The 12,596-nt window shown below is 61.9% G+C and carries 16 protein-coding genes and 1 other annotated feature; of the genes, 8 read left to right on the top strand and 8 right to left on the bottom strand.

The features are described 5' to 3' along the window. Window positions 1-275: 275 nt before the first annotated feature. Together PKE71_RS17215 and PKE71_RS17220 are read left to right on the top strand one after the other, a co-directional pair. Window positions 276-731: a hypothetical protein gene (locus tag PKE71_RS17215; protein ID WP_271188252.1), complete on the top strand. Its 456-nt coding sequence runs from the start codon at window positions 276-278 to the stop codon at window positions 729-731. 39 nt (window positions 732-770) lie between these two features. After that, window positions 771-1,010, top strand: a complete 240-nt coding sequence (locus PKE71_RS17220; protein WP_271188253.1) for a hypothetical protein — start codon at window positions 771-773, stop codon at window positions 1,008-1,010. Between the two features lie 70 nt (window positions 1,011-1,080). Here PKE71_RS17220 and PKE71_RS17225 read toward each other — a convergent pair whose 3' ends face one another. Both PKE71_RS17225 and PKE71_RS17230 read right to left on the bottom strand, forming a co-directional pair. Continuing rightward, complete coding sequence (locus PKE71_RS17225) at window positions 1,081-1,356, bottom strand: hypothetical protein (RefSeq protein WP_271188254.1); 276 nt, start codon at window positions 1,354-1,356, stop codon at window positions 1,081-1,083. 214 nt (window positions 1,357-1,570) lie between these two features. Continuing rightward, window positions 1,571-2,799, bottom strand: a protein-coding gene (locus PKE71_RS17230) for an IS3 family transposase (RefSeq protein WP_271188255.1) whose coding sequence is annotated in 2 segments (ribosomal slippage) — window positions 1,571-2,511 and window positions 2,511-2,799 — 1,230 coding nt in all. Because the reading frame shifts where the segments join, the coding sequence is not laid out codon by codon here. Then, window positions 2,402-2,518, bottom strand: a sequence feature (AL1L pseudoknot). (Overlaps the previous gene by 117 nt.) Window positions 2,800-3,114: 315 nt before the next feature. On the opposite strand from PKE71_RS17230, the gene PKE71_RS17235 reads away from it, so the two are divergent. From PKE71_RS17235 to PKE71_RS17245, 3 genes are all read left to right on the top strand, one after another. Beyond that, window positions 3,115-4,143: an acyltransferase family protein gene (locus PKE71_RS17235; protein WP_271188304.1), complete on the top strand. Its 1,029-nt coding sequence runs from the start codon at window positions 3,115-3,117 to the stop codon at window positions 4,141-4,143. A 105-nt stretch (window positions 4,144-4,248) separates the two neighbouring features. Next, window positions 4,249-4,713, top strand: a complete 465-nt coding sequence (locus PKE71_RS17240) for a DUF411 domain-containing protein (protein ID WP_271188256.1) — start codon at window positions 4,249-4,251, stop codon at window positions 4,711-4,713. Window positions 4,714-5,263: 550 nt separating this feature from the next. Then, complete coding sequence (locus PKE71_RS17245) at window positions 5,264-6,079, top strand: DUF4198 domain-containing protein (RefSeq protein WP_271188257.1); 816 nt, start codon at window positions 5,264-5,266, stop codon at window positions 6,077-6,079. A 53-nt stretch (window positions 6,080-6,132) separates the two neighbouring features. Here PKE71_RS17245 and PKE71_RS17250 read toward each other — a convergent pair whose 3' ends face one another. From PKE71_RS17250 to PKE71_RS17265, 4 genes are all read right to left on the bottom strand, one after another. Beyond that, complete coding sequence (locus PKE71_RS17250; protein WP_271188258.1) at window positions 6,133-6,450, bottom strand: copper-binding protein; 318 nt, start codon at window positions 6,448-6,450, stop codon at window positions 6,133-6,135. 226 nt (window positions 6,451-6,676) lie between these two features. Then, complete coding sequence (locus PKE71_RS17255) at window positions 6,677-7,387, bottom strand: DUF4386 domain-containing protein (RefSeq protein ID WP_271188259.1); 711 nt, start codon at window positions 7,385-7,387, stop codon at window positions 6,677-6,679. A 101-nt stretch (window positions 7,388-7,488) separates the two neighbouring features. Then, window positions 7,489-7,848: a helix-turn-helix domain-containing protein gene (locus PKE71_RS17260; RefSeq protein ID WP_309297598.1), complete on the bottom strand. Its 360-nt coding sequence runs from the start codon at window positions 7,846-7,848 to the stop codon at window positions 7,489-7,491. Then, a complete protein-coding gene (locus tag PKE71_RS17265) occupies window positions 7,773-8,237 on the bottom strand; it encodes a hypothetical protein (RefSeq protein WP_271188261.1) in 465 nt (154 codons plus the stop codon). Before PKE71_RS17265 ends, PKE71_RS17260 begins: the two co-directional genes overlap by 76 nt. Before the next feature lie 445 nt (window positions 8,238-8,682). On the opposite strand from PKE71_RS17265, the gene PKE71_RS17270 reads away from it, so the two are divergent. The 3 genes from PKE71_RS17270 to PKE71_RS17280 all read left to right on the top strand — a co-directional run bounded on the left by PKE71_RS17270 (window position 8,683) and on the right by PKE71_RS17280 (window position 10,989). Continuing rightward, on the top strand, window positions 8,683-9,705 hold the full coding sequence (locus PKE71_RS17270) for a class I SAM-dependent methyltransferase (RefSeq protein WP_271188262.1): 1,023 nt from the start codon (window positions 8,683-8,685) through the stop codon (window positions 9,703-9,705). A gap of 102 nt (window positions 9,706-9,807) precedes the next feature. After that, window positions 9,808-10,263: a thioredoxin family protein gene (locus tag PKE71_RS17275; protein ID WP_271188263.1), complete on the top strand. Its 456-nt coding sequence runs from the start codon at window positions 9,808-9,810 to the stop codon at window positions 10,261-10,263. Next, window positions 10,264-10,989, top strand: a complete 726-nt coding sequence (locus PKE71_RS17280; protein WP_271188264.1) for a cytochrome c biogenesis CcdA family protein — start codon at window positions 10,264-10,266, stop codon at window positions 10,987-10,989. It abuts the gene before it with no gap. Window positions 10,990-11,029: 40 nt separating this feature from the next. Here the strand turns inward: PKE71_RS17280 and PKE71_RS17285 are convergent, their stop codons facing one another. Both PKE71_RS17285 and PKE71_RS17290 read right to left on the bottom strand, forming a co-directional pair. Next, window positions 11,030-11,962, bottom strand: coding sequence for an MBL fold metallo-hydrolase (locus PKE71_RS17285; RefSeq protein WP_271188265.1), 933 nt, complete (start codon window positions 11,960-11,962; stop codon window positions 11,030-11,032). 59 nt (window positions 11,963-12,021) lie between these two features. Next, the gene (locus PKE71_RS17290; RefSeq protein ID WP_271188266.1) at window positions 12,022-12,594 is read right to left on the bottom strand and encodes a carboxymuconolactone decarboxylase family protein; all 573 of its coding nucleotides are present in this window, start codon (window positions 12,592-12,594) and stop codon (window positions 12,022-12,024) included. Window positions 12,595-12,596: the final 2 nt, after the last annotated feature.

Raw genomic sequence — 12,596 nt, forward strand, 5'->3', positions numbered from 1 at the left:
TCGAAACCAGGTGCGGCGGTGATGAGACTGATTGTCCCGCCGCCCTGGACGATGCGACTGCCTGCCATGCCCCTTCGCCGTCTGTCAGTGATCGCCGCGATTCAAGAGCTGGCGGCGTTTCAGCCTGCGCGAATATTGATGCCATGACGATATCGCTCCTCGTGCGACCGGCGGAGCTTGGCCATGGGCCAGGCTTTTAGTTTCAACCCGATTGCGAGGCTGGGGGATTTGCGGATAGAGATAGGGGCCGCAGACTGCAGTTCGGGACTCTTTCAATGACATCGTTTTTGCGCTGGACCATTCGGATCCACAAATGGATCGCTCTGATTGTCGGCATCCAGATCATTTTGTGGGTTGCCGGCGGCGTCGTGATGACAGTGCTGTCCATAGAGAGCGTCCGGGGTGAGCACAACATTGCACAACCTGCACCCGTGGCCATCCTTCCGGCCGAACTCATTTCGCCGGAGCGAGCGGTCGAGGCGATCAACCCTGACGGCATTGTAACCGAAATTCACCTTCAAGCCTGGCAGGGGCGGCCTGTTTTCAATGTTCTGCGAGCCGATGGGGCGAGCTCGCTCGTCGATGCGAGGACAGCCGAGGTTATCACACCAATCACAAGGGACACGGCGATTGCCGTCGCCAGCAGTGACTATGCCGGCGAGCCTGAGATCGAGGCTGTCGAGTACTTCGAGGAGCCAACATGGGAGTATCGTCGTGCCGGGCCCGCATAGCGCATAAGTTTCGCGGACGGCGAGGGCACCAGGATCTATGTGTCACCCGATACCGGTCTGGTGACGGCCAGAAGAAATGACCGCTGGCGTTTCTTCGATTTCTTCTGGATGCTCCACATCATGGACTATGAGGAGCGCGAGGATTTCAACACGTTGCACTTGCAGGTCTTCGCGGTTCTGGCGCTCATCTCCGTACTCGCGGGCCTCGTGCTTCTCGTTATCCGCATGCAGCGCCTGGTCCGGATGGAGTTGGCGAAGCGCAAGAGTCTTAGGGCTTGAGAGCAATCTGGCCAGACCTGACGCACCCTGCAGGTTGGCGACACGCCCCGAGCGCTGCTGGCGCGGAATTTCAATTGCGGTGGAATACTCGGAAAAGCAGGGCGTAGAGCACTGCGCCATACCAGCCGTAGAGATAGGCGCCGATAGCGCCGAAGAGGACGCCGCGAGGCGTGAGCCACTCGAACCCGGGGAGGAGAGGGGCCCACGCCTCATACATCCGGAAGGTGTCAGGGACGAGCAAACCAAACAGGATGCAGAGGGCATATGTGACAAGCATGAAGCTTGAAAGTGTCAGACCGAGAGGCACGACGCGGACCGTCGCAAGGGGGGGGGACTTGTCCATCATGTTCGCCTCCCGGTCATAACATTGGGATTACGCGGAACCAGCGCGCGCCCCTCAAAAAAAATACATGAGAGGAATCGGGGCGCCGTGAGCCGGTAGTGCACCAAGAAGAGCAAGTCACCCGCTTATCGCCGGTTTGAGCCCAGCGCGGCCATGCGTTGCGTCGTCGGCGGGACTGAACCGCCCCGGTTTTCCCGGAGGCTATTTTGTTTGAGTCCTATGCGGCCATGCCGGCCGCTTCAAGTTCTGCGTAGTATCGTTCCTCCGCTTCGGCGGGCGGGATGTTGCCGATGGGTTCGAGCAGGCGCCGGTTGTTGAACCAGTCGACCCATTCCAGCGTGGCGTATTCGACGTCCTCGAAGGAGCGCCATGGCCCGCGCCGGTGGATCACCTCGGCCTTGTAGAGACCGTTGATGGTTTCCGCGAGCGCATTGTCGTAACTGTCCCCGACACTGCCCACGGACCGCTCGATCCCGGCCTCGGCCAGACGGTCGCTATATTTGATCGAGACATACTGGCTGCCGCGGTTGGAGTGATGGACGAGCCCGCTTTGCCCGACCGGCCGCCGCGCATGGATCGCCTGTTCGAGCGCGTCCAGCACGAAGCCGGCATGGGCCGTGCGGCTGACCCGCCAGCCGACAATGCGCCGGGCATAGGCGTCGATAACGAAGGCGACGTAGACGAAGCCCGCCCAGGTGGCGACATAGGTGAAGTCCGAGACCCAGAGCCGGTTCGGCGCCGGTGGCTGGAACTGGCGGTTTACCCGGTCGAGCGGACAGGGCGCGCACCTGTCGCTCTTCGTGGTCTTGACCGGCTTGCCGCGGATCGCGCCCTCAAGGCCCATCTCGCGCATCAGACGCTCCACCGTGCAGCGGGCGACATCGAAGCCCTCGCGCTGCAGCTGCCGCCACACCTTGCGCACCCCGTAGACGCAGAAGTTCGCCTCGAACACGCGCCGGATCTCCACCTTCAGGGCCTCGTCCCGCTTCGCCCGCGCCGGAAGCCGGTCCGGATCGCGCCGCCGGGCGGCATGCTCGCGATAGGTCGACGGGGCGATCGGCAAGACCCGGCAGATCGGCTCGACCCCATGCGCCTCGCGATGCTCATCGATGAAATCGGTCATGGCTTGTACCGGCGGTCGAGCTCCGCCTGGGCAAAATAAGCTGAGGCCTTGCGCAGAATCTCGTTGGCCTGGCGCAGTTCGCGGTTCTCGCGCTCCAGGGCCCGGATGCGCTCGCGATCCTCGCTCGTCAACCCCGGCCGCGTCCCGCCGTCACGTTCAGCCTGGCGAACCCAGCGCCGCAGCGCCTCGGTCGAACAGCCGATCTTCCCCGCGACCGAACAGATCGCCTCCCACTCGGAGGCATGATCGCCCCGATGATCCAAAACCAGCCGGACAGCCCGCTCGCGAACCTCCGCTGGATATCGTGTCGTTTGTCGTTCCATAATAGCTCCGACTTTTCACAAGTCGGAGCCTCCGGAAAACCCGGGGCGGTTCAGGACCGCGCCGCGTGCCCACCCAGGCCCGGTTTCTGGGGCCCAATCCGGTCGCATTTCAGCGAGGAGTCGGTGAGAGTCCTCGTGGCCCGGTCGAGAGCCCCTTAATGGTTTGGTTGGTCGCCGGCGATATTTTTTGAGGGGAGCGTCAATTCATCGCGTAATCCTTGGAGCTTTGGGGAGGGCGTCGACATTCGAACCGACAAAACGATTGGTCAAGCCTATACGGGGCGGGATAACCGGCTCACCCCGATCCGCTTTGTTCTGGCCTCCGCGGTCTTGGCGGAGCATGCGATTATTGTAACGCAAGGTCCTCTACCGCCACCACCACTGGCGATAAATGGCTGGTCCCTGAGTTATGTCGCAGTGAATGCCTTTTTCATTTTGAGTGGTTTTCTGATCGCGGACAGCCTTGAACGGCGAGCCGATATTTTCACCTATGCCGCTTCGCGTGCACTTCGAATCTTTCCCGCACTGGTATTCCTGTCGTTCGCGGCGGTTTTCATTTTCGGGCCAGTCTTCACCCAATTGTCGATGGCCGAGTACTGGACCAGCGGCCAGACTTGGCTATTCCCGATACAGGTTTTGGGGTTTCTGGACACATCGCAGGGTCCCGCCGGAATATTCGCTGACTTGCCGTGGGCGGGTGAGTTCTCCGCGACGTTGTGGACGTTGCGGTATGAAATGATCGCCTACATGGCTGCGGCAGTAATATTTTTCTCTCCAATTCCCTGGAACAGGCTGACCCATGTCGCGTTGTTCGGAATTACGAGCGGAGCATATTTGGCGCTGAGCGTTTTCTGGAGCGACGCGCCAGCGTTAATCATGAGTTCCGCTCGGCTGTCTGCCGCGTTCACTCTGGGCATGGTCGTACATGGGTGGCGGCACTGCTTGCCAATCCTGCCTTGGGCTGTGCTTCCGGCGGTGCCGCTGTGGCTGCTCTCAGGGGCACACCCTTGGGCTGAGTGGTTCCTCAATATTGCGCTGGCAGCCGGCATATTCTGGTTCGCCTTCGCAGCGATCGGGGGCTTGCCGACGTGGTCGCGTATTCCGGACTGGTCCTACGGAATCTATATCTGGCACTATCCGATCATGCAGGCCATCTTGTATTTTGATGCCAATTCTCCACCTTTGTTGGTGGCCGTGATTTCCTTGCCGCTATCTTTCGCGCTCGCGGCTTTTTCCTGGTCCTTCATCGAAAAGCCTAGCCTGGAGTTGAAGGGAAGGGCGGGCGAGGGCTTGCGGTCGATGTTCACGCGAGGGAACAAACCCCACGCCTCCCCAGATCCCTAGAAATTCGCGCTGAAGGGTCCCGAATGAGGGCAATGCCGTTCCGGTGCGTAACCGACACAGGGGCTGCGCCCCCTCTCAGCGTGCGGTGCCCTGGCAGGAGGGAAAATGTTTGATCGTCGCAAGTTCATGCTGAAGTCGCTCTTGGCGCTGGTGGGTGTAAACGGCCTCTCGGCGGTCGCCAATGCAGACGACATTGAAATCCTCGTCTACAAGTCTCCGACGTGTGGTTGCTGCAATGCCTGGATCGAGCATTTGCGGGGTGCAGGATTTGTTGTTCGGCAGCGGAATGTCGCGGATGTATCCCCGATCAAGAATCGCCACGGTGTGCCGAGCCAATTGTGGTCGTGCCACACCGCGGTCATTGGCGGATATGTGATCGAAGGGCACGTGCCAGCGCATGACATACGCCGGTTGCTGGATGAAGCACCCGATGTGGACGGGCTCGCCGTACCGGGAATGCCCGCAGGCTCGCCGGGAATGGAGGCAGGCGATTATCGCGAAGCGTTCAACGTGTGGACGTTTGGGGGCGATGAACTTGAGGCCTACGCTCGATACACAGACCGGGGGTAGGGATGAGAAGGGCGAACTCTCGTGACAAGCCGTCCGGTGGGCGAAATGCCACGGCGGTGGATCAGCATGTCGGCCTTCGTCTCCGGATCCGGCGAAGTGAACTCGGTTTGAGTCAGGCTGACCTGGGAGGAAGGTTGGGGGTCACTTTCCAGCAGATCCAGAATATGAAAAAGGAGTTAACCGATTGGGGGCGAGTCGTCTCTACAGCGTCGCTCGCATCCTTCGTGTTGACGTCTCCTTTTTCTTCAGGGGACTGGATTGTCAGACCTCGGCAGCGGGGCAATCAGGACGCCTCAAGGCGTTGCGTGAGTTCATCGCGAGTCCCGATGGGCTGGAGGTGGCGAAAGCCTTCCAGTCCATTTCAAGTTCAGATGTTCGTCGAAATATGATCGAGTTGATGCGAGCGCTTGGCTAGGCAGGCAGGTACGGTACGTGCGAAAGTCTGATCGTCTGGTCGCCCCTCGGACCCATTCTTGGTTTGGGTGTCACCAAGGCTTCCACTTCGGTCAGGCGACCGTCACGCCTAGGATAGTTAAATTGGAGCAAGTTGATGCAACATAGAAACGCTGATGTATTCGGCGCCCGAAAACCTCTGCGCGCTTGGTTGTCGGCAACCGCCCTAGCTCTGTTTTTGAGCGCGCCGGTGTCGGCGCACAAGACGTTCCTGGCGAGCGGACAACATATGTGGGCAACCGGCGACACCGTGGAGGTCGGCCTCACAAGTGCTCTGGAATTCCCCAATATCGAATCTGGTCCGCGATTGGACCGGATTTCATTTACTTCGGTATCTGTAGCAAATGCTCCAGTAGAGGACTTGACTTTCCGGGAGGGGGCTGCCGCGTTGACGCTGTCATTCCAGGCGCACGAAAGCGGGTTTTCAGTAGTCGCAATGAGCACGCATCCGCGCGCTGGCGAGATCAGCCCGGAGAACACAGCGGCCTATCTTGACGAAATCGAGGCGTCGCCGGCTGTAAGGCAGGCGTTCGAAGACCTGCCGGGGTCGCCAGCATTGAACCGGAGCTACTCAAAGCACACCAAGACATTCTTGTGCATTGATACTTGTGACGTCGGCGAGGAAGCGGGCGAGGCGCCGCTGGGGCAGGCGCTGGAGTTTGTCAGTATCGGGGGCGAGGAAAGGGCGTTCGCGCTGCTCCGTGACGGGCAGTCTGTCGCGAACCAGCGCGTAACGATCTATTCCTCGGATGGAGAACATGCCGCTGTGACGACGAACCAAGACGGCGTTGTGAATGTCAGTTCCGACTTCACGGGAGTTGTCTTGCTCTCCGCGATCTGGGTCACCGCGCCCGACCATCCGAGCGGCAATTATCACAGTGATCAGGCCACTTTGACCACACGCCTTGACTGATCTGATGTTGGGCCAGCGACAAGCTGGCCCAACATCTTGAAGAAGCCGTTCAGTTAGCGCGGTTCTGCCCTGATAATCTGAAATCCGTCGGCCCCTTCAATCACTGTGATTGTCAGAGATGCGCCGGCCTGGAAAAGGCTCAAGTCAACCCCGTCAACAACGATGAAACGCATCGTCATCTCACCCATTCCGAGCTCGGTCAGGGCTTCATGCGTGACCAGAGCGGTTCGGTTTTCCTGGTCTACGGCGCGCACTTCGGCGGCCACGGTCGAGCTGGCCTCCGAGTGAGCCTGATGATGGGCGCCGTGGTGTCCATGGTGATCGGCTGCAGGGGCCGCGAGGAGTGCGGCGGAAGCGATAAGAGTTAACATTGAGTCTCTTAGGCCTACGACAATCTGTCTAAGGTTCACGGATACAAATAGACAGTTTGGTCGTAATTCCAAGCACCCGCAAACCCATCTGTCGACCTGAGACGCCTTCGCGTTCGTCTGACACCACTACCACTATCCAAAATCGTTTCCCACCATCCGCACCGCGTCCGGTGATGGGCTGGCCCGCGTTCAAGTGGGCTGAACGCGGGTTTCCATCCGGCGTCTGTCAGGTCGCGGTCTGCGTCTCGTTGCGGATCTTGATGCCCGCGAAGAGCAGCCAGAGGGCGGCGACCCATTCGAACAGGGCTCCAGGCAGGAAGAAGATCATCACCTGGTCGCGCAGGGCAGGGAAGAGCAGGACGAGTGCCGAGACGGTGCCGACCATGGCGTAGGTGAAGACGCCCCAGCCAGACAGCCAGCGCGGGATCAATCGCGCACGGAAGAACAGGGAGAAGTAGAGTATCCCGCCAACCGCCATCGGAATGAGCAGGACATAGAGTCCGGAGCCGTAGATGTCGCGCAGGAGGTCGACCAGGGAGGCGCGCTGCTCGTCGGAGAAGCCGGGCGTCAGGTCCGGGTTCACGGCTGCGGTGAAGGCGGCGTATTTGAAGAGGATGAAGGTCGCGCCCAGGGCGCTCTCGATCAGTCGGCAGAAGGCGGCGGTGAGGGCGAGGCCCCGGCTGACCGGGCTCAGGACAGCATACATGGCCGCCGCAGAAACGCAGACGAAGGTGTAAAGCACGGTCTCCGCCAGGAATCCCGAGCGGAACAGCGTGTCGAGTGTTTGCGTCAGCGAGGTGTCCCCTGCCACGGCGCTGAGTGACGGGATGGGGCCGAAGGTGATGTAGAAACCGGCCAGAGTGTAGGCGAGATAGGACAGACCCGCCAGCCGGGCCATGCGGCGGGCAGAGTCGCTAATCGGGTATGCGGCGGACATGGTGATTGAGCCCCCATTGGCTGAACATGGATCGATGCCGACCTTACCTGACCGGCGGATCGACACTCGTTCAAAGCGGGAGGGTTGTCGTCCGGATGGGGCTATTCGGACGTCGTTGCCGGCGGTTTTTCAGTGGAGGGGGCCACCTCCAACCGGGTGTTCCGTGCCCCGGCGCGATAGGCGCTGGGCGATGAGCCAACATGTTTCTTGAAGGCCGCGTTGAAGGTCGAGCGGGAATTGAAGCCGACCTCCAGACCGATTTCGAGAACGCTGAGATCGGAGTGAACTAGCAGCCGTCGGGCTTCCGTGGCGCGATGGCGGTTCACGAAGTCGAAGAAGTTCACGCCCACTGCCTCAATCAATATTCTGCTGATTTCCAATTGCCCTAGACACATGCCCACGCCAATGAAACATCCAAATCCGCCAACTGGCGCTTTTGCTGCGGTGATTGCTCGGCCCATTCCGAGGTGCAAAATCCCGCCGACCAGGGCACCGAAGGTGCGGGTCGATCACAACCCAATCCGACGACATCAGAGCTTTCTTGCATGGCGGTGACGAAGCGCCAGGCTTCCTCGGAGTAGGTCTCGTCCCAGCAGACCATGGCCCCGGTGATAACGCCGTCTGTGCCCGGCTTCCTCAAGAAGTAGATAAGCGCACCTTCCTCGATCTTCCCCGGATCTTCCGGGTGATGCGGCCGCTCCACGACTAACTCGACGGCCGGCATGCCAAGTTCTGCGCCGCCGGCAAGGATGGCAGAACGCATGAATTCAACCTCCTGGCTGGACACGGCAGAAGCGGGGATCATGGCGGTCTGGCCGGTCGCTAGAGAAACAAATTCGATCTGGTTCATGCTGGGTCTCCTGGGCGATCAAATTGATGGTTTCGTTCCTCACCCTAATTGTAGCGGCCCGCCATCATACTGAAGATCGCCCGCTTTTATCGGCCGTTTTGAGCCCGAATTAGCTGCGACTATCCGAAGATTTCGGCCCACATTAAGTGCGACCTCGCCCACTTTGAATGCGCCCAGCCCGCAATCGTCCCTTTGTGACCTACACTATCTGCGAACGAACGGAGCGTCGTGCAGTGTATTGATCGGATGGGCGAGCGCAATGTCGCTGAGATCGACCATCAATGCAGACTATTTCGGCGCCCGCGATGCCCTGGAGCCGGTCTCCCGCGAGGATCTGCCAACGTTTGTCGTGACGACCCTGTAACCTCGCGGCGTCCTCGAACGAACTCCTCATGACAACCCTGCTGATTTTTGGCTGGCAGGAGCAACCCATGTGGATTCGGGAATGCGGGTGCCGCACACCGTCGATCGCCGCGAAACGGCCATTTCGGGAGCCTTGCCCGCAGGACCGCACGCCCAGCAATCCTGGTCGCGCTATTGGGATGGCAACGCCGGCAAAGCTCCGGAGCAAGCGATATCCGAGGGCCGCTTCGGACCCGTATTGCGGCGACACTGGGAGGCTGTATTCAAGAACTCCGCAGCGTTTCCGGAAAATGGACGAATGCTGGATCTGGCGTGCGGCGCCGGTGTCGTGGGGCGCCTGGCTCGGGATCGCGTCGGCGGCGGGATAGATATCGTCGGGGTCGACCTCTCGTCCGCCGCCGCACGCCAAGCGGAGACGGGTCTCGTCGGCAATATAGCGCTGCTCCCCTTCGGTCCAGGCTGTTTCGACCGGATCGTCAGCCAGTTCGGCATCGAGTATGCCGGGCTTCCAGCCTTTCGCGAAGCAGCACGGGTCTTGACGCCAGCGGGCCAATTCTCTGCGGTTGTGCATGTGAAACATGGCGCGATCTGGCGGGAAAACGCGACCTGCCTCGATATTGTGCAGCGAACCATGGATGCCGGCATCCTCCACAAATGCCGGCTGCGGCTGCAGACGGGATACAAGCTGGACCGCGGCGCAGCGGCACCGGCGGCGTTCGACCGACGCACCGCGGCTTTCGAGGCGGCCGCCCGGGCCGTTCTTGTTGCTCTGCGCGATGCTGCGGACTGCGCCGCGAAAGCCTATATCGGCCAGCTCCTGCCGGATCTGTTCGATATCGTTTCGCGCCGGCAGAACTACGCACCGGAGCAACTCGAGGACTGGATGACCGGACAAGAGCATACGCTGGAGGCCTATGCGTTCCGCATGAACGCGATGCTCGATGCGTCGATGAGTGTCGAAGAGGTTCGCGAAGCGGCCGGGATCCTGTCGGCCGCAGGGGACAGCAAGGTTGCAATAGACGCGCTGTCACTGGGTAATCACCCCGATCCGGCCGCATGGACAGTGAGGGTATGTCGGGGCCGAAAGCTGCGGGCAAGGCATTGAGGCCTTCGGGTCTGTAACCAAATCCAGCCCCGGAACGAACTCCTGAATGACGGCACGAGCGCGCATTGTCGCCGCTGCGGCCCGCCATTTGAGGAGGACACGATGAAACTCACCTTGCCTGCGCTCATTCTCTTGTTGAGCCTATGTGCTGTCTGTATTGGCGCAGTCGCTTCGAGCGGGCTGCTGGTGGTGCCTGCGCACGCGGAAATCCCGAACCACCGGACGCAGGTGTTCGAAGCCGAGGCCTTTGCTGCGGCTCAGGCGGAAGGGCGACCGATCCTCGTGGACATTACGGCGAGCTGGTGCCCGACCTGCCGCCGGCAGGGCGAGATCCTCGGACAGCTGGTCGAGCGCGAGGCCTTCGCCGATCTCGTGATCTTCGAGGTGGATTGGGGCGGCCAGCGGGATACCGCGCGGTCCTTTGGCGCACAGCGCCAAAGCACGCTCATCGTTTATCGCGGCGAGCGCGAAACCGGCCGGCTCGTCGCCGCCACGCGTGAAGCGGACATAGAAGCGCTGCTGTCGAGCGCCTATGGCGACGCGTCTGGAGTTTACTAGGTGGGACCGGAAACCTATGCCCTCGGCTTTCTGGCCGGGATGTTGTCGATCCTGTCGCCTTGCGTCCTGCCCCTCGTGCCGATCGTTTTCGGCACGGCGGCAGGCGAGCACCGATGGGGACCTCTCGCCCTGGCCACGGGGCTCGTCATATCGTTCGTATCGGTGGGACTGTTCGTCGCGACGCTCGGATACGCGGCCGGCATCGAGGGCGAGGACATTCGCTGGGCCGGCGGCGTCCTCATGGCGACGGCGGGCATCGTTCTCGTCATCCCCCCGCTGGGTTCTCGCCTGGCCCGTCTCGCCGCTCCAGCGGGCGACTGGATCGGCCGGCACGTCGCACCCGCCGGCAAGACAGCCGGCCTGCATGGCCAGTTGAGCCTGGGTCTCGTCCTCGGCGTCGTCTGGAGCCCGTGCGTCGGGCCTACGCTGGGCGCCGCGTCGGTACTGGCCGCACGCGGGCAGGATCTGGGCCAGGTCGCGGTCGTCATGACGGCTTTCGGGATCGGTACCGCCTTGCCGCTGGCACTGATCGGTCTGGCTTCGCGAGAGGCCCTGTCGCGATGGCGCGGCCGCATGCTGCGGGCCGGCTCGACCGGGAAATATCTGTTGGGCGGTATCCTGCTGCTGGTCGGCGTCCTGATCCTGACTGGGTGGGACAAGCGGATCGAGGCTTGGGCCGTCGAGCACTCGCCGTCGTGGCTGACCTGGCTGACGACGAGTGTCTGAGTCAAAACGCCCCGCGGTATCCTTGCCGCGGGGCGTACGGTCAGCGGTCTCCGCGCCGGGCGGTCGGGCGATCGCGAGCCAGCCGATACGTCCCGGCCAGCGTCGGAGCATCCGAGCATTCGACCTGTCCCGTCTCGACCAGCCGGATCAGATGGGCCAGGACCGACAGGGCTGCAGCCGGATGCAGGCGGCGATCGACGTCGGCGTACATGATATCGACCAGGGCGCGGATCGGCTTGGGGCCGGCTTCCAGATTCCGCAGGATCTGCATCTCGCGGGCATGCCTGTGTTCGATATAGGCTTTCAGAAAAACGTCGGGGTTTTCGACAGCCGGACCGTGCGCAGGCCAGAGCCGGTCGAATCCCCGCCGGCGGATGCGATCGAGCTGTTCGATATATTGGCCCATATGCCCGTCGGGTGGCGTGACGACGCTGGTCGACCAAGCCATGACGTGATCGCCGCAGAAGAAGACATTCTCCTCGCCGAGCGCATAACCGACGTGGTTCGAGGTATGGCCGGGCGTGTGCAGCGCCTCGATCGTCCAGTCGGGTCCGCGAAAAATGTCGCCGTCTGTCAGCCGCCGGTCGGGCCGGAATGCGGTGTCGTCGCCGGCCTCGAGCCGGAGTTCGCCGCCCGTCGGTGCATGTCGCGGCGGGCCGAACCCGTACACGCATGCACCAAAGCGCCGGGCGATCGGGTGGGCGAGAGGAGAATGGTCGAGATGATGGTGGGTGACGAAGACATGCGTGACACGCTCTCCCGCCAGTGCCGCGAGGATCGCGTCTTGGTGTTCCTCCAGCATCGGTCCGGGATCGATCACCGCCACCTCTCCATGGCCGACGATGAAGGTATTCGTGCCCGTCCAGGTGAAAGGACCGGGATTGCGGGCGACGACACGGCGGATTCGCGGTGAGAGCGTATCGCAGCGGCCGTGCTCGATATTGAAGTCGCGAACGAAAGGGATGGCAGTCATGACGGGGATTCCGGGATGGGAGGACGAGGAGCGATGGCCGGGATGCGTTGCGCCGGTTGCTAACCGGGATCTGCCGCAATGGCACCGATCGCCACGCCCCATCGGGTGTAGTTGCCCTCGCGCCGCGCCTGCATTTGTTCTGGCGTGGGGTTGGCGTATTCGGGGCCGGGCAGGATGCCCGCGCCGTCGACAATGCGGTTCATGTAATTGTAAAGGGCGACGATCGAGATGATTTCGAACAGGCTCTGTTCGCTCCACCCCGCATCCAGCACCGCATGGCATTCCCGGGCCGGGCCGCGCCCGGGGCTGGACGTAAGCGCGCGGGCCAGATGAAAGACCGGCCGCAGCTTGTCCGGGATGGGGGCTGTATCGGGGTCTTCGAGCAGGGCGGAAAACACGCTGTCCTCGATGCCGAAGGCGCGCGCCATCAGGGTGTGGGCACCAACGCAGAAGGCGCACGCATTGAGGCCCGACACATAGGCGGCGATCAGTTCGCGCTCGGCCACGGACAGTTCCGAAGGCGAGCGCAGGAGTTCGTCGTGCAGCGCCAGAAGCGGCGCCACGCCGCGGCGGAAACGTACGAAGAGATCGCCCAGATGCGCGTGGTCCGGCAAAGACGGAAAATGGGTCATGT

This window comes from Maricaulis virginensis, from assembly GCF_027922185.1.
GTDB lineage: Bacteria > Pseudomonadota > Alphaproteobacteria > Caulobacterales > Maricaulaceae > Maricaulis > Maricaulis virginensis.

Excerpts from the sequence above, each read along its gene's own strand:
- PKE71_RS17215 (WP_271188252.1), top strand. The coding sequence starts at position 276 with ATGACATCGTTTTTGCGCTGGACCATTCGGATCCACAAATGGATCGCT.
- PKE71_RS17225 (WP_271188254.1), bottom strand. The coding sequence starts at position 1,356 with ATGATGGACAAGTCCCCCCCCCTTGCGACGGTCCGCGTCGTGCCTCTC.
- PKE71_RS17240 (WP_271188256.1), top strand. The coding sequence starts at position 4,249 with ATGTTTGATCGTCGCAAGTTCATGCTGAAGTCGCTCTTGGCGCTGGTG.
- PKE71_RS17245 (WP_271188257.1), top strand. The coding sequence starts at position 5,264 with ATGCAACATAGAAACGCTGATGTATTCGGCGCCCGAAAACCTCTGCGC.
- PKE71_RS17250 (WP_271188258.1), bottom strand. The coding sequence starts at position 6,450 with ATGTTAACTCTTATCGCTTCCGCCGCACTCCTCGCGGCCCCTGCAGCC.
- PKE71_RS17255 (WP_271188259.1), bottom strand. The coding sequence starts at position 7,387 with ATGTCCGCCGCATACCCGATTAGCGACTCTGCCCGCCGCATGGCCCGG.
- PKE71_RS17260 (WP_309297598.1), bottom strand. The coding sequence starts at position 7,848 with ATGGGCCGAGCAATCACCGCAGCAAAAGCGCCAGTTGGCGGATTTGGA.
- PKE71_RS17265 (WP_271188261.1), bottom strand. The coding sequence starts at position 8,237 with ATGAACCAGATCGAATTTGTTTCTCTAGCGACCGGCCAGACCGCCATG.
- PKE71_RS17270 (WP_271188262.1), top strand. The coding sequence starts at position 8,683 with ATGCGGGTGCCGCACACCGTCGATCGCCGCGAAACGGCCATTTCGGGA.
- PKE71_RS17275 (WP_271188263.1), top strand. The coding sequence starts at position 9,808 with ATGAAACTCACCTTGCCTGCGCTCATTCTCTTGTTGAGCCTATGTGCT.
- PKE71_RS17285 (WP_271188265.1), bottom strand. The coding sequence starts at position 11,962 with ATGACTGCCATCCCTTTCGTTCGCGACTTCAATATCGAGCACGGCCGC.
- PKE71_RS17290 (WP_271188266.1), bottom strand. The coding sequence starts at position 12,594 with ATGACCCATTTTCCGTCTTTGCCGGACCACGCGCATCTGGGCGATCTC.